The 20,297-nt window shown below is 68.9% G+C and carries 21 protein-coding genes and 1 tRNA gene; 9 read left to right on the plus strand and 13 right to left on the minus strand.

Annotated features, from left to right (window positions below):
- Positions 1-28: 28 nt before the first annotated feature.
- The 7 genes from J2S57_RS07105 to paaK form a co-directional block, all read right to left on the minus strand.
- A complete protein-coding gene (locus tag J2S57_RS07105; protein ID WP_307239684.1) occupies positions 29-880 on the minus strand; it encodes a hypothetical protein in 852 nt (283 codons plus the stop codon).
- Positions 880-1,392, minus strand: a complete 513-nt coding sequence (locus J2S57_RS07110; protein ID WP_307239686.1) for a DUF6318 family protein — start codon at positions 1,390-1,392, stop codon at positions 880-882. Before J2S57_RS07110 ends, J2S57_RS07105 begins: the two co-directional genes overlap by 1 nt.
- A 163-nt stretch (positions 1,393-1,555) precedes the next feature.
- Positions 1,556-2,371, minus strand: a complete 816-nt coding sequence (locus J2S57_RS07115) for a hypothetical protein (protein WP_307239688.1) — start codon at positions 2,369-2,371, stop codon at positions 1,556-1,558.
- Positions 2,319-3,047 (minus strand): hypothetical protein, encoded by a 729-nt coding sequence (locus tag J2S57_RS07120; RefSeq protein WP_307239690.1) that lies wholly within the window; start codon positions 3,045-3,047, stop codon positions 2,319-2,321. The genes J2S57_RS07115 and J2S57_RS07120 overlap by 53 nt, the downstream gene beginning before the upstream one ends.
- A gap of 115 nt (positions 3,048-3,162) precedes the next feature.
- Positions 3,163-3,378 (minus strand): hypothetical protein, encoded by a 216-nt coding sequence (locus J2S57_RS07125; RefSeq protein ID WP_307239692.1) that lies wholly within the window; start codon positions 3,376-3,378, stop codon positions 3,163-3,165.
- 83 nt (positions 3,379-3,461) lie between these two features.
- A tRNA-Ala gene (locus J2S57_RS07130) sits at positions 3,462-3,535 on the minus strand.
- A gap of 62 nt (positions 3,536-3,597) precedes the next feature.
- A complete protein-coding gene (paaK, locus tag J2S57_RS07135) occupies positions 3,598-4,905 on the minus strand; it encodes a phenylacetate--CoA ligase PaaK (protein ID WP_370882588.1) in 1,308 nt (435 codons plus the stop codon).
- A gap of 149 nt (positions 4,906-5,054) precedes the next feature.
- Here paaK and J2S57_RS07140 point away from each other — a divergent pair, with 149 nt between their 5' ends.
- Positions 5,055-6,011, plus strand: coding sequence for an AraC-like ligand-binding domain-containing protein (locus J2S57_RS07140; RefSeq protein ID WP_307239696.1), 957 nt, complete (start codon positions 5,055-5,057; stop codon positions 6,009-6,011).
- Here J2S57_RS07140 and styD read toward each other — a convergent pair.
- Complete coding sequence (gene styD / locus J2S57_RS07145) at positions 5,995-7,446, minus strand: phenylacetaldehyde dehydrogenase StyD (RefSeq protein WP_307239698.1); 1,452 nt, start codon at positions 7,444-7,446, stop codon at positions 5,995-5,997. The two genes, J2S57_RS07140 and styD, sit on opposite strands and share 17 nt — an antisense overlap.
- A gap of 1,326 nt (positions 7,447-8,772) precedes the next feature.
- Between styD and J2S57_RS07150 the strand changes: the two genes are divergently transcribed.
- The 4 genes from J2S57_RS07150 (at position 8,773) to J2S57_RS07165 (ending at position 11,115) form a co-directional block, all read left to right on the plus strand.
- Positions 8,773-9,183, plus strand: coding sequence for a DUF6318 family protein (locus J2S57_RS07150; RefSeq protein WP_307239700.1), 411 nt, complete (start codon positions 8,773-8,775; stop codon positions 9,181-9,183).
- Positions 9,184-9,386: 203 nt separating this feature from the next.
- On the plus strand, positions 9,387-10,034 hold the full coding sequence (locus J2S57_RS07155; protein ID WP_307239702.1) for a hypothetical protein: 648 nt from the start codon (positions 9,387-9,389) through the stop codon (positions 10,032-10,034).
- Position 10,035: 1 nt separating this feature from the next.
- Entirely contained in the window at positions 10,036-10,872 is an 837-nt protein-coding gene (locus J2S57_RS07160) for a hypothetical protein (RefSeq protein WP_307239705.1), read from the plus strand.
- Positions 10,873-10,896: 24 nt separating this feature from the next.
- The gene (locus J2S57_RS07165) at positions 10,897-11,115 is read left to right on the plus strand and encodes a hypothetical protein (protein ID WP_307239707.1); all 219 of its coding nucleotides are present in this window, start codon (positions 10,897-10,899) and stop codon (positions 11,113-11,115) included.
- 386 nt (positions 11,116-11,501) lie between these two features.
- On the opposite strand, the gene J2S57_RS07170 is transcribed toward J2S57_RS07165, so the two are convergent.
- Together J2S57_RS07170 and J2S57_RS07175 are read right to left on the minus strand one after the other, a co-directional pair.
- The gene (locus J2S57_RS07170; RefSeq protein WP_307239709.1) at positions 11,502-12,218 is read right to left on the minus strand and encodes a carbonic anhydrase; all 717 of its coding nucleotides are present in this window, start codon (positions 12,216-12,218) and stop codon (positions 11,502-11,504) included.
- Positions 12,219-12,259: 41 nt separating this feature from the next.
- Positions 12,260-13,813 carry a GAF domain-containing protein gene (locus tag J2S57_RS07175; protein WP_307239711.1) on the minus strand — a complete coding sequence of 518 codons (1,554 nt, stop codon included), beginning with the start codon at positions 13,811-13,813 and terminating at the stop codon, positions 12,260-12,262.
- Between the two features lie 235 nt (positions 13,814-14,048).
- On the opposite strand from J2S57_RS07175, the gene J2S57_RS07180 reads away from it, so the two are divergent.
- The 4 genes from J2S57_RS07180 to J2S57_RS07195 all read left to right on the plus strand — a co-directional run bounded on the left by J2S57_RS07180 (position 14,049) and on the right by J2S57_RS07195 (position 17,002).
- Positions 14,049-15,080: an LLM class flavin-dependent oxidoreductase gene (locus tag J2S57_RS07180; RefSeq protein WP_307239713.1), complete on the plus strand. Its 1,032-nt coding sequence runs from the start codon at positions 14,049-14,051 to the stop codon at positions 15,078-15,080.
- An 8-nt stretch (positions 15,081-15,088) separates the two neighbouring features.
- Positions 15,089-15,760, plus strand: coding sequence for an NADPH-dependent F420 reductase (locus tag J2S57_RS07185; protein ID WP_307239715.1), 672 nt, complete (start codon positions 15,089-15,091; stop codon positions 15,758-15,760).
- A gap of 189 nt (positions 15,761-15,949) precedes the next feature.
- Entirely contained in the window at positions 15,950-16,282 is a 333-nt protein-coding gene (locus J2S57_RS07190) for an L-rhamnose mutarotase (protein ID WP_370882589.1), read from the plus strand.
- 3 nt (positions 16,283-16,285) lie between these two features.
- A complete protein-coding gene (locus J2S57_RS07195) occupies positions 16,286-17,002 on the plus strand; it encodes a FadR/GntR family transcriptional regulator (RefSeq protein WP_307239719.1) in 717 nt (238 codons plus the stop codon).
- Positions 17,003-17,066: 64 nt separating this feature from the next.
- On the opposite strand, the gene J2S57_RS07200 is transcribed toward J2S57_RS07195, so the two are convergent.
- The 3 genes from J2S57_RS07200 to J2S57_RS07210 are packed head-to-tail and all read right to left on the minus strand — an operon-like array spanning position 17,067 to position 20,290.
- Positions 17,067-18,422 carry an alpha-L-fucosidase gene (locus J2S57_RS07200; protein WP_307239721.1) on the minus strand — a complete coding sequence of 452 codons (1,356 nt, stop codon included), beginning with the start codon at positions 18,420-18,422 and terminating at the stop codon, positions 17,067-17,069.
- Between the two features lie 24 nt (positions 18,423-18,446).
- Positions 18,447-19,307, minus strand: coding sequence for an amidohydrolase family protein (locus tag J2S57_RS07205; protein ID WP_307239724.1), 861 nt, complete (start codon positions 19,305-19,307; stop codon positions 18,447-18,449).
- A complete protein-coding gene (locus J2S57_RS07210; protein ID WP_307239726.1) occupies positions 19,304-20,290 on the minus strand; it encodes an aldo/keto reductase in 987 nt (328 codons plus the stop codon). The genes J2S57_RS07205 and J2S57_RS07210 overlap by 4 nt, the downstream gene beginning before the upstream one ends.
- Positions 20,291-20,297 lie beyond the last annotated feature (7 nt).

Genomic DNA, 20,297 nt, shown 5'->3' on the forward strand with positions numbered 1-20,297 from the left:
CGTTCGTGACGTGCACGGCTTGCAGGGGTCAAGAGACCAGCCGGGTCTCGGCCGTCAGCACCTCAAGGGTGCTGCCCGGACTGTCGACGCTGGCGGTCCCGTCGACGGGAAGCCAGGGGCCTCCCGCAACCGAGTACTCACCGCGGAAGATGGTGGTGAGCTCGACCCGCTGCGGCCCCGCCTCCAGATACACGTGTGCAGTTCGCAACTCGGGATACGGCGCCCCGGCATCGCTGGTGATCCGTGTGTCCCCGTCGCCGTAGCTCCACCGGAACTCGTACGGCTCGGCCCGCACGCGCACCGGCTGGCCCAGAAGTTCGGTGGGCAGCGTAACCACAGCACCATCGGTGTAGAGGTTGGTCGGGATGTTGACGAGGGTGCGGCGGTTCGGCGGCTGGACGACGATCGGTGACGCGAGCAGCGGCAGACGCCGGAAGTCCTCAGCGGTGAGCACGGGCACGATCGGCCGTGGCTCGCCGGGTTCGGTGCGCCCGAGGCAGACGTAGGCGCCGGTGGAGGTCCAGTTGCTGGTACCGGCGGGGGCGGTGAAGACCCAGTAGCCGATCTCGGTTGATTCGGCGGTGTCCGCGCACAGAGCCAGGGCGCCACCGCAGAGCACCGTTTCGCTCCGGGTGGGACTGTTGCCCTCACAAGCGGGAACGTAGGTCTGGATGAAGCGAGGTTTCGCCGATGCAGCAGCAGGGCGCCGTGCCCCATGCCCTCCGCCGGTCTGCCTCCAGCCGTCGAGGGAAATTGTGTCGTCGTCACCGCGGGACTTGATGCTTCCGACACCCGGTTCGTCAGCCGCAGCCGGTGCCGCAACGCCGAGGGCCATGACCATCATGACGAGAGCGAGCACGGGCAGGCGAAGAACAGTCATCAGTCGGCATCAATGCTCACGCCGTGCACCATCCAGGCCCCGTCGGTCCACGCCAGGCCCATGACCGCGCCGGCATCACGAATCTCCGCCACCGGCGTCTCTTTTCCGGTTTTCGCGATCACGGTCCCGGCCACCTGCTTGATCTCGGCCGCGACAAGAATGCGCGTCGGCTTCTCGACCGGCGGGACGGACATCGATTCGACCGAGATCTGGCCGCCCTCGCGCCTCGCGCCCGTCTGGGCGAACTGGGTGAGCTCATCGCCCACCGAGGCGCAGAACTTGCAGGCCGGCTCGCTGAGGCTGCCGAGGAGCGCCGAGTCGGACTCTTCGTAGCTGTAGTTGTAGACAGCCCAGAAGTAGCGGGCGAAATCCTCCGCGCCTTCGGCATTGCGCTTGTCTGCCGGCCTGACCGGAGGCGTCACGGCGGACTCTGGGGTTGCTGAGGTGGGTGGCGAAACTGATGTCGCCAGAGTGGGACTCGACTCTCCACCATCCCCGGTGCAGGCCGCCACCCCCCAAAACCCCAGCCAGCACAACAGTAACAACGAGCACTCGCATCTGAATCTCTCCCCCGATCATGCAAGGAGAGTAGCCAGCCGCCGTCCCAAACGCCCGCCTCGCTCCGAAACTGTGGATAACTCTGGACGCAGAATTGGGGAGCCGCCCAGGCGGGACTCAGGCCCCGTCCACCAGAAGCCGCCAGGAACTGTAGGTTCGCCGCTGTGTGTCGCGAGCCAGAGAGCGCCAGGCTCGGTGCTCCTCGTCCGCGAGCTGCCGGTCAGCCGTTCGTAACCGCCGCGGGTCCGAGCCGGTGAGCTGAGTGCGCAGCTTCAGGGGGTCGTCGATCAGCGATGCCAGGAAGGCAACATCCATCAGGTGCCGCTCCGGGGCGGGCAAGCGGGTCGCATCCGCTTTCAGCAGCAGAGCACCGAGCAGGCTGGGGATGGGCACGAGCGCCTCCCGGCCATTGTGCTCGACCGACACGAACTCGGTTCGCTGCAGGGCCTGCGTTCCTCCGGGCACTTCGATCGTCGTCCTCGGCCCTGCGGTTCGAAGGTCCGACTGCTTCGGAGGATGATCCGGGGCCAGGACATCGATGACGAGCCTGCCTTTGGTGAAGCGATGGCCGGACGTGTGCATCTCCTCGACCTCGAACCCTAGAGAGCGCACCGTACGAGCGCAGCGGACGACAGCGTCACGATGCAGGTAGATGTTCGAGAGGACATCGAGATCGTCGGACGTCCGCGGCGCCGGGACACCGACGATCGCCGCCCGGAACGCGACCATCTGTCCTCCGATGAGGCACCACTCCGTCGGGCGCAGGACTAGCGCGAGGTCGAGCAGGACGGACCAGATGTCTTCCGAACCGTCAGGACGTGAGGCCAGGACGATCCGGGCGTCGACAATGCGCTCCGACACCGCTCGACGCGCTTCCTCATCAGTCACCGCGGTCGCCCGCTCGACGGTTCGACGCGGCTTGCCGCCACTCATGAACTGTGTTGCTCCAGAGGATTTCTCCGGCCCGCCGGCTTCTCGGGTCGCCACTCTCCAGGAGGTCGACGGCGACGACCGAGGAAGGCATCTGCGAACGGCCGTGGAGCACGTACGCCACGTCGTCGGGGACCGCATGCACAACGATCGCCCCCCGCGTGTCTTGCCAGAGGCGCAGCCGGGCAGCCAGCACCTGCGCGTCTTCCTGAGCTGCATAGACCTCGGTGAGCCCGTCGACCACCAGATCCGTTTTCAGATGAGCCAGGGACGCGCCGGACAGCACTGTTCGCTCGTTCACCTGCACGCGCTCGCCGACACCCCCGGCGCCGTCGAATCGCAGCGTGGTCACCCGGGAACGCACCAGCCGGGCCAGTTCAGCCTCCGACCGTGACCGGGCCTGGCTGCGCAGACGCGATCGCTCAGGAGCGGTGAGCCAAGAACACTTCTCCCCCGCCAGCATGAGCAGGAGGCCCCACGCGTTGCGGACCGAAAGGGGACGTGTCGCAGGTCGGTCGCGCTCGGCCAGGTCGAGCACACTCAGGCGATCGAGCAGCAGGCGGGTGGATCTGCGCTCGCCGATCAGGTCACCGTTGCGCCAGAGCTGACGCACCCGCTCCGCCGTGACGCCGAGGCGCCCAGCGGCCTCCGCCGTGGTCATGGCATCACTGAACGTCACCCATTCAGTATTGCGTCAAGCCTTTTCCAAAGCAAACCCATGTCGCAATGTTGCCCGCCGACGCGGTCGCCCTGACACCCAGCCCAGGACGTCTCCCGCTTCGCAGGCGACGCGCCTACTGCCCCAGCTCGGTCTCGCGCTTCTCGCGCTTCTCCTTCTTCCACGTCTCGTACCCGCTCCAGAACGCCAGCCCGGCGGTCAGGAACGAGACCAGGCAGACCAGCCAGCTCCAGACGTTCGGCTCCTTGGTCCCGTCGAGCAGCTCGGTCAGGCGCATGATCGCTATGACGGCGAAGAACGCCCCGAACCCGAGAGTGATCTGAGCCGACATCCTGTCCTCCGTTGCCCACCGATGAGCCCTGACAAAGCCGTCAGGGGCGGCCTCCCGGAAGGAAGACCGCCCCTGATGAGCGGTGGAGCTATAGGGATTTGAACCCTAGACCCCCTCGATGCGAACGAGGTGCGCTACCAGACTGCGCTATAGCCCCAACGAGAAGAAACACTACCACCGGTGGGGCCGATGCTCCGAATCGGGGGGCACCCCTCAACCTCAGCGGCGGGGACGCTGGTCCACCAACCGACGCATCTTCCCCACCGAGCGCTCGATCGTGTACGGATCAACCACGTCCACCTCCACCGACACCCCGATCCGGTTCTTCACCAGCTTCCGCAGTCCGGCCCCGGCCCTGGCCGCCTGGTCGAGCGGAGTGGCCTCACGCCTCTCCACCCTCACCGTCAACGCGTCCAGATGCCCCTCCCGGTCCAGCACGCACTGGAAGTGCGGGCTGAGCTCGGGCAGCCCCAGGATCAGCTCCTCCACCTGAGTCGGGAACAGGTTCACACCCCGCAGGATGATCATGTCGTCACTGCGTCCCGTGATCTTCTCCATCCGCCGCATCGTGCGGGCGGTGCCGGGCAGCAGCCGGGTCAGGTCCCGGGTTCGGTAGCGGATGACCGGCATGGCCTGCTTGGTCAGCGACGTGAACACCAGCTCGCCCTCCGACCCGTCGGGCAGCACCTCGCCGGTGATCGGGTCCACCACCTCCGGATAGAAGTGGTCCTCCCAGATGTGCAGCCCGTCCTTCGTCTCCACGCACTCACTGGCCACACCAGGCCCGATCACCTCGGAGAGCCCGTAGATGTCCACGGCGTGGATGTCGAGGCGCTGCTCCATCTCGCGGCGCATCTCGTTTGTCCAGGGCTCCGCGCCGAAGATCCCGATCTTGAGGGACGTGGTGGCCGGGTCGATCCCCTGCCTCTCCATCTCGTCGATCACGTTGAGCATGTACGACGGGGTCACCATGATGATGTCCGGTTCGAAGTCCCGGATCAGCTGCACCTGGCGCTCGGTCATGCCGCCGGAGACGGGGACGACCGTGCAGCCCAGCCGCTCGGCGCCGGCGTGCGCACCCAGCCCTCCGGTGAACAGCCCGTACCCGTAGGCGTTGTGCAGAACCATCCCCCGGCGTCCGCCCGCCGCCCGGATCGAGCGGGCCACCACGTCCGCCCAGGTCTCCAGGTCGTCCTTCGTGTACCCCACCACCGTGGGACGCCCGGTGGTGCCACTGGACGCGTGCACGCGCACCACGTCCTCCCGCGGCACCGCGAACATCCCGAAGGGATAGTTCCGCCGCAGGTCCTCCTTCGTGGTGAAGGGGAGCCTGGCCAGGTCGGAGAGCTGATGCACGTCGTCAGGATGAGCACCGGCCGCGTCGAACGCGGCCCGGTAGTGAGCGACGTTCTCGTAGGCGTGCCGCACGCTCCACCGCAACCGCTCGAGCTGCAGGGCCCTGAGTTCGTCCACCGATGACGTCTCGATCGCGTCGAGATCGCCCGCACGAGGGCTGAGATCCAGCATGTCGATTTCCTCCATCAGAACTTCTGCGTTCTGTCCCTCGTTCGAGAGTCACACCCGCCGGCGGTCGCGACTTGACCACAGGCGCAGAGTTCTTGACGTAGCGCCGAACGTGATGTGCTGTGGGGGTAGCACCAGGACGAGGAGGTCCGATGAGTTTGTCCGTGCTGGAGCAGTCCGGCGCCGGGTTCGACGAGTGGGAGCAGCAGATCAGCTGCACGTTCGTCCCCCTGCGGGCCCGCCGGGAGTCGCTGTCCGGCAGCGCCTTTCACGGCTGGGTCGACTCCACGCCGCTGGGCTCGGTGATCCTCGCCGAGGTGGCCGCGCACGAGACCGTCGTCGAGCGCACCCCTCGCCTGATTCGCCAGGACGATCCCGAGTTCTACAAGTTCGCCCTGCAGACCAGCGGCAGCTGCGTGATCGAGCAGGACTCCCGCCAGGCCCGGCTGAATCCCGGCGATCTGGCCATCTACGACACCTCCCGGCCCTACCGCCTCTCGTGCGGCGCCGACTTCCGGATGACCGTCGCGATGTTCCCGCGCAACCTGGTGCACCTGCCCGAGCGTCGCATGGCCGATCTGACCGCGGTCCGGCTCGCGGGCGACACCGGCCTGGGCGCCCTCATCCCGCCGCTCATGCGGGGCCTGGCCGACAGCCGCTCCGACGGCGGCATCATCGCCACGCACCTGGGAGACGCCGTGGTCGACCTGGTCACGGCCGCGTTCGCCCAGCAGATGGCCCTGCCCACCCGCGACGGAGCGCCCGAGTCGCACCGCGCGCTGGTGGCCGAGGTGCACGCGTACGTCGACCGGCACCTGGCCGATCCCGACCTGAACACCCAGTCCGTGGCCGACGCGCACTACGTTTCGGTGCGTCATCTGCAGAAGGTCTTCGAGGCCCGGGGCACGTCGATCTCCACGCTCGTGCGCACCCGCCGGCTCGAACGGTGCCGCCGCGACATGAGCGACCCGATCCTGGCCGAGACCCCACTGACCGTCATCCGCCAGCGCTGGGGTTTCCCCGACGCGGCCCACTTCTCCCGGCTGTTCCGGGCCGCGTACGGGGAATCCCCCCGCGACTACCGCAAGGGCGTCACAGCACGACCGTGACGACCTTCTCCTCGGTGTTGGCCAGGATCCCGCTCCAGCCCAGTTCCCGGCCGATACCGCTGGTCTTCATACCGCCCCAGGGCAGGGCCGGGTCGATCGGGGCCCAGCCGTTGATCGCGACCGCACCCGCCCGCACCTTGGCCGCCAGGGTGTGGGCGGTGGTGATGTCACGGGTCCAGATCGTCGCCGCCAGGCCGTAAATCGTGTCGTTGGCCAGCTTCAGCGCCTCGTCCACGGTGTCGAACGGGATCACCGCACCGACCGGACCGAAGATCTCCTCGCGCGCGATCGTGGAACTGTTGTCCACGTCCGCAAAGATGGTGGGACGCACGAAGAAGCCATCACCCTCATGCGCCTCTCCGCCGGCGACCACCCGGGCCCCCTCGGCGCGTCCCTTCTCGATGTACTCCTCGACCCGCTGCTTCTGGGACGCGTTGACCAGGGCACCCATGGTCGTGCCGGGATCGAGCGGGTCGCCGAGAACCTGTGCCTGGGCGGCCTTCCCGAGTGCCTCCACCACCGTGTCGTAGAGCGAACGGTGCACCAGGATGCGGGTCCCCGCGGCGCAGACCTCACCCTGGTTGAAGAACAGGCCCATCGCGACGCCCTGCACCGCCGCCTCGACGTCCGCGTCCTCCAGCACGATCTGGGGGCTCTTGCCCCCCAGCTCGAGCACCACCCGCTTGAACGTGTCGGCCACCGCCCGCTGGATGCTGCGCCCCACCTCGGGCGATCCGGTGAAGCTGATCTTGTCCACGTCCGGGTGCTCGACGAGCGCCACCCCGGCCGTTTCTCCCAGCCCGGGAACGACATTGACGGTGCCCGCCGGGAATCCCGCCTCCTCGATCAGCTTGGCCAGGTGCAGAATGCTGAGCGGCGCGTCTTCAGAAGGCTTGACCACGAAGGTGTTTCCCGCCGCCAGCCCGGGTGCGAGCTTCCAGGCCGCGATCATCAGCGGCGTGTTCCAGGGAATGATGGCCCCGATCACGCCGATCGGCTCGCGCAGGGTGTATGACAATGTGGGACGCCCCTGGTAACCAGCAGTGGGGATGGTCTGCCCCTGCACCTTGTCGGCCCAGCCCGCGAAGTGCCGGAAGGTCGCGATGGTGTTGGGAAGATCGAGCAGGTTCGGCTGGATCAGCGGCTTGCCGATGTCCCGTGCCTCGAGCTGCGTGAGCACGGCCGTGTCCCGTTCGATCAGGTCGGCGAGGCGGCTCAGCAAGAGCGAGCGCGCCGGTCCCGAGGTCGCGCCCCACTCTCCCTCGAGCGCCTTGCGGGCGGCGCGCACGGCCCGGTCGATGTCCGCGGCCGTACCCGACGACACCTTGGTGAGCAGGGCGCCGGTGGACGGTTCGAGGTTGTCGAAGGTGTCCTCGGCCGGCGACCAGACGCCGTCGATGAACAGTTCGGTGGTAAAGCCTGTGTTCACGGTCATCGCTGAACTCCTGACTCGTCGCTCGGTGACGACGAGTCTTCGCCGCCGCGCTCGCCCGGTGTTGGCGAGCAGCGCATACGAGTTGTGCATGCGCGGCGGGGCGCTGAGCAGTCTCGCGGCCGGGATGCTTCACCACACAACAGAGCCTCTCGAGCGGGTCGCGGCCTCGTCGACCGGTCGGCCCGGACAGCTCGGACAGCTCGGACGGCTCGGACGGCCCAGTCGCCCAGTCGGCCCCAGCCAGCGCGGTCAGCGCGGTCAGCGCGGTCAGCGCGGTCAGCGCGGTCAGCGCGGTCAGCCCAGTCAGCGCGGTCAGCCCAGTCAGCGCGGTCAGCCCAGTCAGCGCGGTCAGCCCAGTCAGCGCGGTCAGCCCAGTCAGCGCGGTCAGCCCAGTCAGCGCGGTCAGCCCAGTCAGCGCGGTCAGCCCAGTCAGCGCGGTCAGCCCAGTCAGCCCAGTCAGCCCAGTCAGCCCAGCCGGCCCGGTCGACCCCAGTCGGCCCGGTCAGCCCGGTCGACCCAGCCGGCCCGGTCGGCCCCGGTTGACCCAGCCGGCCCGGTCGGCCCCGGTCGGCCTGGTCGGCCCCAGTCGCCCCGGTCGCCCCAGTCGCCCCGGTCGCCCCAGTCGCCCCGGTCGCCCCAGTCGCCCCGGTCGCCCCGGTCGACCCAGCCGGTCCAGTCGGTTGAGAAACTGGCCCGAATAGGCGCCTGCGGGTGGGCGAACCAAACTGTGCTGCTTTCGATTATCGATAATCGAAAGCAGCACAGTTCCCGAAGCCCCGAGATGCCTCGACGGGTATGGGAGCCAGTGACTGCCGGGAGACCGGGGTGATCAAGGCGAACAAAGGCGATGGGGTGGCGTGTTCACGTCGAGCGTGCTCACGTCGAGCGACCGGGCATTCGGTTGTGGCCCCGCGCGGCAACCTGCATGGCGCACTGCCCCTTCCGGCGTCTCACGATCGCGAGAAGGGTTGGCAAAGGCTTGTAGCAGTGAGGCTACGACGCACCTACAGTTCCTGACAGCTCCTGGTGGACGGGGCCTGTGTCGACTGTCGGAGGCCTCCGGGCCGTGAGATCGGCGCCCCTTCCTGAGACCCGCGGTTATCCACAGGTTGGGGAACGAGGCGGGCTTTCGGGGCGGCAGCTGGTTACCCTTCTTTCATGATCGGGGGAGGGATCCACATGCGAGCGCTCGTTGTTACTGCTGTGCTGACTGGGGTTTTGGGGCTTGCTGCGTGCACCGGAGACAGCGACGACCCGGGCCCCGCACCGAGCACGCGGGTTTCGACGTCTGCAGTGCCGAGTCCAGAGGTCACGGTGAAACCACCGGTGGCGCCGGACGCTGAGCGGAGCGCAGAGAGCGCGAAGGCGTTCGTCCAGTACTTCTGGGCAGTGCACAACTATGCGTACGCCACTCTCGATACCGGGCCCCTCGAAGAGATCTCCGACGCGGACTGCACCTTCTGCCGGTCGACCGTCAAGAACATCTCCGGCCTGCGCGAGGCTGGCACCCAGGTGGAAGGCTCCCGGGTTCATGCCGGTGTCCTGGCCGTTCCTCCGGCCGAGATCACCACCGGAGTGATCGTGTCGGGCACGATCCGCCAGGAGGCGGCACGCCTGCTGCACGAAGACGGCACCCAGACCACTGCGGCGGCCATTCCCTCGGCACAGAGCTTCGTGAGCCTCAACTGGGCAGAAAGCCACTGGATGGTCGCCGATGTCGCTATCGAGGAGAGCTGATGCCTGGGGCTCTCGCCGCGGCTGCCTTGTTCGCCATGATGGGGCTCCCCGCATTGCCGGCGGCGGATCCGCCATCGCCCGAAGGCACCCAGGTCACCTCCCGGGCCACAGCCAATTACGCCGAGCTCTGGGCCAGACAACAAGAACGAGAACGACCCGGGCATCCACGTTCACCGATCGCCCACACCTCCAAGCCCCGCTTCGTGCGCACCTACGTCCCCGCCTGCGACGGCAACAGCCCTGATCGCAGCGAGACCGTGAGCTGCCCGGCCGCACTGGCCATGTGCTCCGACTCCACCACACCCACCGACCTCGGATACTGGATCTTCAGCGCGCCCGCCGGCACCACCGACTGGACCGCCACCGGCGGCTACCTGTGCCTTGGCGCCGAAGCTGATCCCGACGCCCCGCCACCGGTCGTTCCCGTGCTCACCGCCGAAGACTTCCGGCGTCTTCCCCTGCCCGCCGCACCCATCGTCATGCAGCCGCCCAACGGCCGCACCCTCGTCAACATCCCGACCAACCTCTACACCGCCGCAGACACCGTCACCCTCCCGACCACGCTTCTCGGCCAGCCGGTGCGGGTGCGCGCAACGCCGCAGGAGTTCCGCTGGCACTACGGCGACGGGAACTCGCTCATCACCGACGATCCGGGTGCGCCCTATCCGGACTTGCGCACGGCTCACGTCTACGAGCGGCCTGGGCCTCAGAAAGTTCGTCTGGCAACGATTTACAGCGGTGAGTACTCCGTCGCCGGTGGTCCGTGGCTTCCTGTCGACGGCACCGCCACCGTCGCCAGCCCGGCCGGCGCTCTCGACGTCATCACCGCCGAGAACCGGCTGGTCTCCTGAGATGCCGCACGTCGACAGCATCGGCCTGGGCCTGAGTCCCAGTGTGACCCCGCTGAGTTACCCCGGGGCGCCCGTACCCGCAGACGGTCTGCTCGTGGGGCCCTGGCTGTATCCGGTCGCCACCCCGAGCGGCGCTGCGAACTGGTTCGACGCCCTGGTGCAGAACGACGGCGGGCCCCTGCGCGATCGTTTCCCGCACGGGCCTCACCCGATGCCAGACGTGCTGCGGGCACTGGGAGTGGCCGGGCCGGAGCAGCGCCGTCCCGTCCTGGCCATCGGGTCGAACGCCTCGCCGGGGCAGCTGCTGCACAAGTACACGGCACCCGACGAGCACACCGCGCCGGTCGTCCCGATCAGCGTCGTCCACGTCCCGGGTCTGGCCGCCGCCCACTCGGCCCACGTGAGCACGCCGGGGTACATCCCCTACGCACCGGTCCGTGTCCCGGGCCCAGAACCGCACACGCACCGGCTTCTGTGGCTCACCGCCGAACAGCTCGACGTGCTCGACGCCACCGAGCCGAACTACACACCCGCGGTGCTGCGTGCGCCGCAGTTTCCTGCCGTTCTGGACTCCGGGCTCCCGCTGCCCGAATTCACGCTCTACATGAGCAGGTGGGGAGTGCTGCGGTTCCCGGAGACCGGTGTGGCACCCGCGGGAACGCAGGAGTCCGTCTACACCCGTCTCTCCGCACTGGACTGGTTCCGGGAGCTGATGCCGGAGTCGCGCGTCAGCGCACTGTTCTCGCTCCAGGCACTGCGCCAACACGAGCACCGGCGTCTCCGCGTACGCGACGCCTTGGTGCAGCACCACCTGGCCGTTGACGCGGGGCTGTCCTGATGTCGCCCGGCTACACTCCACCGTATGGCTAAGCGATTCCCTGTGGTCCCGCGCGGTTTCGAGACCGCGCAGGTCGACCAGCTGTTCGACCGGGTCGAAGAGGTGCTGAGCAACGGCGACGCCGAGGCCCGGGCCGCCGTGCGTCAGGAACTGAGCAGCACCGTGTTCGAGTTCGCGGTAAAGGGGTACTCCCCCACCGACGTCGCGATGGGCGTCGACCAGCGACTGGCCGCCCTGGCCTGAGCCCGGGCGAGCCTGAGCCCGGGCGAGCCTGAGCCCGGCCGAGCCTGAGCCCGGCCGAGCCTGAGCCCGGCCGAGCCTGAGCCCGGCCGAGCCTGAGCCCGGGCGAGCCTGAGCCAGGCTCGGCTTGAAGCCAGCGCAGCCTGAACCCGGCTCGGGTCGAGCAGGTTCTGCTCGGACGCGTCGCGCGCCGCCAGCCGGTCGAGCAGCGCGTCGGTGGCGGTCAGCTCGGAAAGGTCGGCGGTCGGCGGTTCCTGACCGGTGTCAGCCTGAACCCGGCCGAGCCCGACGCACGTCGTCGGCTGAACCAGCCCCACGACGTACCCACCCACAAAAGAGGGACGACGCGCGCACACGTGCGCACGTCGTCCCCCATTGCCCGTGAGGACTCAGGCGGTGACCGGCTTCACCAGGCCACTGCCCAGCTCGTAGGTCGCCGCGACGATGCCGAGGCCGTTGTTCGTGACCGCGTCACCCACGATCGACGAGCGCGACTGCACCAGGTCGGCCGTGGCGCTGGAGTGCCAGCGGGCCAGGTCGTCGAGGTTGGTCAGGCCGGCCTGCTGGCCCCGGGCCATGTCACAGGTCATGCGCTCGACGATGCCCCGGATGTACCCACCCGGCACCGTGCCCTGACCCAGCGTCTTCGCCGTCGCCGCGATGGCGCCACAGCTCTCGTGCCCGAGCACGACCACCAGGTCGACCCCGAGCACGGCCACCGCGTACTCGACCGAGCCGAGCACCGCGTCGTCCACCGCGTGACCGGCCGTGCGCACCACGAAGATGTCGCCGAGGCCCTGGTCGAACAGCAGCTCGGCCGGCACCCGGGAGTCCGCGCAGCCCAGCACCATGGCGAACGGGGCCTGGCCCTGCACCAGGCTGGCCCGGCGCTCCGGCGTACGGGAGAGCGCGGCACCGGTCAGGCCGGCGGCCCACCGCTGATTGCCCTCCTGCAGCCGCTTCCAGGCCGCGGCGGCCCGCTGGTCAGAGGCCCGGCGCTGCAGCGGGAGCGTCTTGACGCCCTTGGCCGCCTTGGCCTTGGCCTTGTCCGCCTTCTTGGCCGACTTCTCCTTGGGCGCGTCGATTTTCGTGTCCGCGGGAGTCATGTCTTTCCGTCCTTCAGGGGTGGGAGTTACGGGGAGGGGTCTCAGTCGAGGATCGCGCGGGTGACGTTCACCTGGTCGGTGAGCACCCCCTGGATCAGCTGCTGGGTCTGGTTGATCTCGTCGACCGCGTGGTGGATGTCGGCGAGTGAGGTGGTGACAGCCTCGACACGGCTCTGGATCGCATTGACGCGGTCGCTGACGTCGGTGGTGGCCCGCTCGGTCTGGCTGGAGAGTTCCTTGACCTCCTCGGCCACGACCGCGAAGCCCTTGCCCGACTGCCCCGCACGCGCCGCCTCGATGGTGGCGTTCAGCGCGAGCAGCTTGGTCTGCGCGGCGATGGTCTGGATGTCCTGGACGACCTTGTTGATCTCCGCGCTGGCCTGCCCCAGGGCCGCCACCTGGGTATTGGCCTCCTCGGTCAGGTGACCGCTGCGCGAGGCCACGTCGGAGGCCGAGGTGACGTTGCGCTCCACCTCACCGATCGACTCCATCAGCCGCTCGCCGGCGACCTTCAGGTGGGCGCTGGCACCGAAGCGCTCCATCGCCTGCCCGATCAGGAAAGCGGTGTTGCGCAGGGCCATCTCACGGCTCTTGGCCATGATCAGGGTGCGGGTGGCGAAGAAGTCGATGGTCCCGATGAAGCGGCCGTTGACCGTGATCGGCAGGCAGACGCCGGACTTCACACCGGCACGCTGCGCCGCCGGGCGCCGCACGCAGTCGGTGAGCTCGCCGAGGTCCTCGACGAACACGAAGTCGTTGCGCGCCCAGGCCCGGCCGGAGAGGCCGACGCCCTTCGCGAACGAGGCCGACAGGGTGACGTCGCGGAACTCGGAGTTGACGTCGCCGGACTCCTTGGCGAACCTGAGCACCTGCGCGTCCTCGTCCAGCCGCCAGAAAGAGCCGTACTGCCAGTCGAAGTCGCGGCGGATGGTCTCCATCGCCACCCGCAGCGCGTGCTCCTCGCTGGTGGCGGCGGTGAGCTCACGGATGACGGTGGACACCGCGTCCACGTCCTGCGCGGCCTTCTCCTGACGCACGGCCTCGTGCAGCCGCTCGAGCGCCGACGAGACCAGCACGCCGATCGCCCGCAGCACCTGCAGGCGGTCCTCGGACAGGGTCAGGACCTCGGTGGTGAAGAAGTCCATCGTGCCGACGACCTCACCCTGCTCGATCAGGGGGAAGCAGATACCGCTCCGCACACCCTGTTTCATCGCGACGGGGGCCCGGACGCAGTCGGTCATGGTGCCCAGGTCCTCGACGAACACCAGGTCACGCTGACGCCAGGCCCGGCCGGACAGGCCCACACCCTCGGCGAACGATGCCTCGAGCGTGACGGCCCGGAACTCCGGGCCGACATCCCCGCTGTCCAGTGCGAACCGCAGGACCTCCGCGGAGGTGTCGCGCACCCAGTAGGACCCGTAGGCCCAGCCGAAGTGACGCCGCACGACCTCCAGTGAAGTCTTCACCGCCTGCTCGGGGGTGGTGGCCTGGTTGAGCTGAGTCACCACGTCGGTGACGGCCACCACGTCAGCATGGGCCTCGCGGACCGACTGCTGCACCTGAATGGCTAGGTTCTTGGGCGTTCGCTTGAACACACATCGCTCCACGTTGAAGAAGTCCTGCCCCCCGTGGCACTGATGAGTCCTTCGGCGTCACCCGGTCGGCCCCTTAACCAAAGTGACCGTCGAGTTTGATTGACCACCGGTGATCCTTGATGGCCCGGACGGGGCACATGCGGACGGAATCGCTCAGGGCATAATCCAGCGCCCCGCGTGGTTAGGGCGGTCAGTAACAAAGTAGTTGAGCAAGCAACCAGTGGAGGACAGTGTCATGAGCGAGCTCGTCATGGGTCTCGACACCTTCGGCGAGGTGCCGGTCGACGACTCCGGCGCCCTGGTGTCCCAGGCCGCGGCCATCCGCGCGGTGGTGGACGAGGCCGTGATCGCCGACCAGACCGGCGTCGACGTGATCGCGCTGGGCGAGCACCACCGCTCCGAGTACGCCATCTCCAGCCCGGAGACCCTGCTGGCCGGCATCGCGACCCGCACCGAGCGGATCAAGCTCGCCACGGCCGTCACGGTGCTCAGCTCCGACGACCCGGTGCGCGTGTTCCAGCGGTTCGCGACCGTCGACGCCCTGTCCAACGGCCGCGCGCAGGCGATCCTGGGCCGCGGCTCGTTCACCGAGTCCTTCCCGCTCTTCGGCTACGACATGGCCGACTACGACGTGCTCTTCGAGGAGAAGCTCGACCTCTTCGTGAAGCTGCTCGACGAGAAGCCGGTGACCTGGAGCGGCACCAAGCGCCCGGCCCTGCGCAACGCCGACGTGTTCCCGAAGACCGAGTCCGGGCGCCTGGACACCTGGATCGGCGTCGGAGGCTCCCCGCAGTCGGTCGTGCGCACGGCCCAGTACGACCTCAAGCTGATGCTGGCGATCATCGGTGGCCCGGCTGAGCGGTTCGCCCCCTACGTGGACCTCTACAAGCGGGCGGCGGACGAGCTCGGCACCACGGCCCACCCGGTCGGCATGCACTCGCACGGCTTCATCGCCGACACCGACGAGGAGGCCCGCGAGCTGTACTTCGGGCCGTTCAAGGAGACCCGCGACAAGATCGGCGCCGACCGCGGCTGGCCGCCGGTCTCCCGGGCGCAGTTCGAGTCCGAGGTGGAGACCGGTTCGCTGTACGTGGGGTCGCCGGAGACCGTCGCCCGCCGCATCGCGAAGGCGGTCAAAGACGTGGGAGTGGGCCGGTTCGACCTGACCTACACCGGCGGCCCGCTGCCCGTCGCGGCCCGCGCCCGCACGGTCGAGCTCTACGGCACCAAAGTCATCCCGATGGTCCGCGACATGGTGGAAGGCTGACGAAGAACATGACGACTCTCGGCATCCTCGGCGCCGGCAAGGTGGGCACGGTTCTGGCCCGCCTCGCCGTGAAGGCCGGTTACGACGTCCTCATCTCCGGTTCCGGTGACCCGTCGAAGATCTCGCTCATCGTCGGGGTGCTGGCGCCCGGTGCCGTCGCGGTCACCACCGCCGAGGCTGCCGAGCGGGCCGACATCGTGGTGCTGGCGCTGCCCCTGGGCAAGTACCGGTCGATCCCGGTCGACGCACTGCGCGGCAAGCTGGTCATCGACGCGATGAACTACTGGTGGGAGATCGACGGGGTGCGTGACGACCTCACCGACCCGCGCACGACCTCCAGCGAGATCGTGCAGGAGTACCTGGCCGGCTCCCGCCTCGTGAAGGCGTTCAACCACATGGGTTATCACGACCTCGAGGGCGGCTCCCGTCCTTCGGGCGATCCCGGGCGCAAGGCGATCGCGGTGGCCGGTTCGACGGAGGACGACGTGCGCACCGTCGCTTCACTGGTGGACGACCTGGGTTTCGACGCGGTGGTGCTGGACTCGCTCGCCGAGGGCGTGCGTCTCCAGCCCGGCACCCCGCTCTTCGGGGCCAACACCGACGCCGTGACCCTGCGGGAGATGCTCAGCGTGCCGTTCGAGCGGACGGCGCAACCGTCGGTCCCCGAAGACCTGCGGTAGCGACGACCAGGGGACGACGTGCGCACCCCGTGCGCACGTCGTCCCTTTTTGTGTGCCCACTTCCCACCCAGACCTCCGATGAATGAGCGAAAGCCACTCCAGCATTCCGCCCTGATAGCGCCTTCTCGGTACAGTCATCGGATGTATTCTGGCGGAGCACCAATGCGTCGATCCAGGAGCGTGAACAGCGTGGTTCAGAAGGCTTTGCACACCCGTCTCCACGAAGGCAGCGAAGAGGCGTACGACCGGCTGCACGCCACGGTCCCCGAGGATCTGGCGGCGGCGCTGGTCGAGGCGGGCGTGCGGGACTGGCGCATCTGGCGCGACGGCCGCGACGTCTTCCACGTGGTCGACGTCGACGACTACAACCGCATGCGTGACGTGCTGCGCGACCACCCGGCCAACATCGCCTGGCAGGCGCAGGTCACCCCGCTGCAGTCCACGCCCGACGACTACTCCGGCGACGACGACGGCCTGCCCTTCGTCTGGAGCCTGACGCAGCAACTCCAGAAGCCGGAGTAGCCGATGGCCCTCACCGACGACGCCATCGACAAGATCAAGCAAATGATCATCTCCGGTCGTCTCGCCCCCGGCGACCGGCTCCCCCGGGAGGCCGATCTCGCCACCCAGCTGGGACTTTCGCGTAACTCGCTGCGCGAGGCGGTGCGCGCCCTGGCCCTGATCAACGTGCTCGACGTGCGTCAGGGCGACGGCACCTACGTCACCAGCCTGGCCCCGGGCATGCTCACCGAGGCGATCTCGTTCATCGTCGACCTGCAGCACGACGGGTCGGTGCTGGAGTTCCTCGAGGTGCGCCGGCTGCTCGAGCCGGCCGCGACCAGCATGGCCACCTACCGGATGACCGACGACGAGGTCGGTGAACTGGCCGAGCTTCTCGACAGTCTCGGCGACTCCCCCACGGTCGAGGCCCTGGTGGCCAACGACCAGGAGTTCCACCGCCGCATCGCCCGGGCGTCGGGCAACGACGTGCTCGCGTCACTCATCGAAAGCGTCTCGGGCCGAACGCATCGCGCCCGGGTCTGGCGGGGCCTCACGCAGGACTCGGCGGTGTCCCGCACCCTCGACGAGCACCGGGCCATCCAGCTCGCTATCGCCCAGCGCCAGCCCGACGTGGCCTCGGCCTGGGCCAGCGTGCACGTGGCCGGGGTCGAACAGTGGCTGCGGCGAACGCTTTCCGAGGCGGCCGCGGCGGGCGATCTGGATCCACTGATCACCCCCTGAAACACCGGAAGGGGGACGTTGCGCGCACCCGGTGCGCACAACGTCCCCTTTCGCGTTCGGAGACTCAGGCGAGGTCGAAGACCACCGCAACCGGGCCCGCCACCTCGGAGGTCGGCACAGCCACCGAGATGCCCCCGTCGACGGCGGACGCCGTGACCGGCGTGCCGTCGGCCGTGCGGGCCGAGGCCAGGTTCAGCTTCGACGCGTCGGCCGTCAGGGTCACGTCACCGCTCGCCTGCACGAACGCGACGGCCTGAGAACCCTTGGCCACCCAGCGGATCCACGGCTCGTCCGAGGCCGAGGCCACAGCGGGGTCGAGAACCTCCGAGGCGTGCACGAACTCGCGGTTGACCGCCATCCAGGCCGCGATGCCCTCGAGGCACCGCAGCTGCAGCTCCGGAATCCGGCCGGCCTCGTCCGGGCCGACGTTCAGCAGGAAGTTGCCGCCCCGCGAGACCACGTCGAGCAGGTGACGCACCGCGCCCGGCCCGTCGAAGTAGTGCGACGCGTCTTCGACCTGGTTGTAGCCGAACGAGAAACCGACGCCGCGGCAGTTCTCCCACATCGTGTCGTCGTTCTCGGTGTCGCGCCCCTGCTGGTACTCGCTGGTGCGGAAGTCCCAGTGGGTCAGGCCCCAGCGGTCGTTCACCACACCGTTCGGCACCGCGCTGTAGTACTGCTCCAGGATCCGCGCGAAAGAGAACGGGCCGTCGGGCTTTCCGGCGTCCGGCCACTCGATGTCACCCCAGAGCACCTCCGGGGAGTACTTCTCGATCAGGTCCTTGACGTGGGCGAAGGCGTACTCGTTGTAGGCCTCGTCGACCGGGCGGTTCCAGTCGATCGTGTCGTCGTCGGCGATCGGGCCGTCGTCGGTGTGGAAGTGCCAGTCCAGGCCACCGGAGTAGTAGACACCGAACTTGATGCCGGCTTCCCGCGCGGCCGCGGCGAACTCACCGACGATGTCGCGCTTCGGGCCGCGCGCCACGGTGTTCCGCTCACCCGTGCCCGGTGCGTCCCACAGCGTGATGCCGTCGTGGTGCTTGGTGGTCGGCACCACGTACTCGGCGCCGACGCGGCGGAACAGGTCGACCATGGCCTGCGGGTCCCACTCCGAGGCCGTCCACTGGTCGAGGAAGTCGTCGTACGCGGCGCCGCCGTAGACCGTCTTCTGGCGCTCTCCCGCCGGGGAGCCCTCGATCCGGATGGTGTTGAAATACCACTCGGCGTAAGGGTTGTGCTTGAACCAGGTCGGGCGGTCGATCGTGCCCAGCTCACCGATCGGCTCGGCCCAGGCGGGCACCGAGTAGGCGCCCCAGTGCACGAAGATGCCGAACTTGGCCTCGCGGTACCAGGCGGGGACCTCCCTCACGAACTTCTGGTACAGCTCCGGACGCTCGGGGGTGTCGTGGAACATCGCCATCGGGATGAATCTCCTCGCTGAGTTTCAGTGCTGCTGGTCGGAAAGGACGGACATGCGGTAGGCGCGCTCGGCGTTCCCGGACAGGAAGCCGGCCCGCTCGGTCTCGGAGAACCCACCGACGAGATCGACCGTGCGGGAAACGGTCTCGGCGTAGGTGGAGGCGATGACGCTCACCGGCCAGTCGGTGCCGAAGACCAGCCGCTCCGGGGTGAACACGGCCAGCAGGTGATCGAGCGCCCGGCGGAGCTGGTCGTCGCTGCCGCCCAGGGTGAACAGGCCCGACAGCTTGCAGAGCACGTTCGGGGAGGCCGCCAGCCGCGCCACGTTGGCGGCCCAGGCGGCGAACGCCTTCTGGTCTCCGAGCGGGGGTTTGGCGGCGTGGTCGAGAACGAAGGACGCGTCGGGCAGTTCGGCGGTCAGGGCCGCCGCGGCGGGCAGCTGGTCGAAGCGGACGAGCAGGTCGTGCGTGAGCCCGGCCTCCGCCACGGCTCGCGCCCCGGCCCGGACGTCGTCGCGCCGCAGCCAATCCGGGTCGGGCTCGTCCTCCACCTGGTGCCGGACGCCGGCCAGGAGGTCTCCGCCCGGGCCCGCGCGGAGCAGGCCGATCACGTCGGTGACGTCCGGCGCGGTCAGGTCGACCCAGCCGACCACGGCGGCGATCAGGCCGTCCGAGGCGGCGGCGGTGGCCAGGAAGTCCTGGGTCTCGGTCACCGACGAGACGGTCTGCACCAGAACGGTGTGCGACACCCCGGCCTCGTCGGTCACCTCCCGGAGGTCGGACGTGGTGAACGGGCGGCGCCAGGCCTGCGCCTGCTCCCCCGCCATCCACGGGTACTCCCGCTCGCTCGGGTCCCAGAGGTGGTGGTGCGCGTCCACCATTCTCATGAGGTGACCACCCCCGGGAGCGGCGCGTCCTCGCGCACCAGGCCTTCGGCCCGCAGGGTGTCCCAGACCTCGCCCGGGATCACGGCGTCCATGAGCGCGGCGTTGGCCCGCACCTCGTCGGCGTGACGCATGCCCAGCACGGCCGAGGCGACGGCCGGGTGCGCCAGGGCGAACTGGACGGCCAGCGCCGGGAGCGAGACGCCGTGCTCCCGGGCGATCGCCGCCAGCCGCTGCGCGCGGGCCAGCACCGGGGCGGTCACCGGCTCGTAGCGGTAGGTGGCATCCGGCGAGGGCTCGTCGGTGGCCAGCAGGCCGGAACCGTAGACCCCGCCGAGCACGATCGAGGTCCCCCGGCGCAGCGCGGCGGGCATCAGGTCGTCGAGCGAGTCCTGCTCGATCAGGTTGTAGCAGCCAGCCAGCAGCACCACGTCGAGGTCGAACTCGTCGACGAACCGAGCCAGCATGGCCGAGGCGTTCATGCCCGCCCCGACCGCCCGGACCACACCCTCGTCACGCAGTTTCAGCAGTTCCGGCAGCGCGCCGGAGCGGGCCTCGTGCTCGTGGTCGTCCGGGTCGTGCACCAGGGCCACGTCGATCCGGTCGAGGCCGAGGCGTTGCAGGCTCTCCTCGATCGAGCGGCGCACCCCGGAGGCCGAGAAGTCCCAGACCCGTTCGTGGTTCTTCGGCACGTCGAACCCGAAGTCCAGGTCTCGCTCGGCGCCCCGGTCGCTGGGGGCCAGCAACCGCCCGACCTTGGTCTGCAGCACGAACTCCGAGCGAGGCCGGTCGCGAAGTGCCTCTCCCGTGCGCCGTTCCGAGAGCCCCAGGCCGTAGTGCGGTGCGGTGTCGAAGTAACGGACTCCCGCTTTCCAGGCCGCGTCCACCGCGGCCCGCGACTGGTCGTCCGACACCGCGGAGTACAGGTTCCCCAGGGGAGCAGCCCCGTAGCCGAGGGACGAGACCGACAGTCCCGAACGTCCCACCTTCTGT

Source organism: Kineosporia succinea, from assembly GCF_030811555.1.
GTDB classification, from domain to species: Bacteria; Actinomycetota; Actinomycetes; order Actinomycetales; family Kineosporiaceae; genus Kineosporia; species Kineosporia succinea.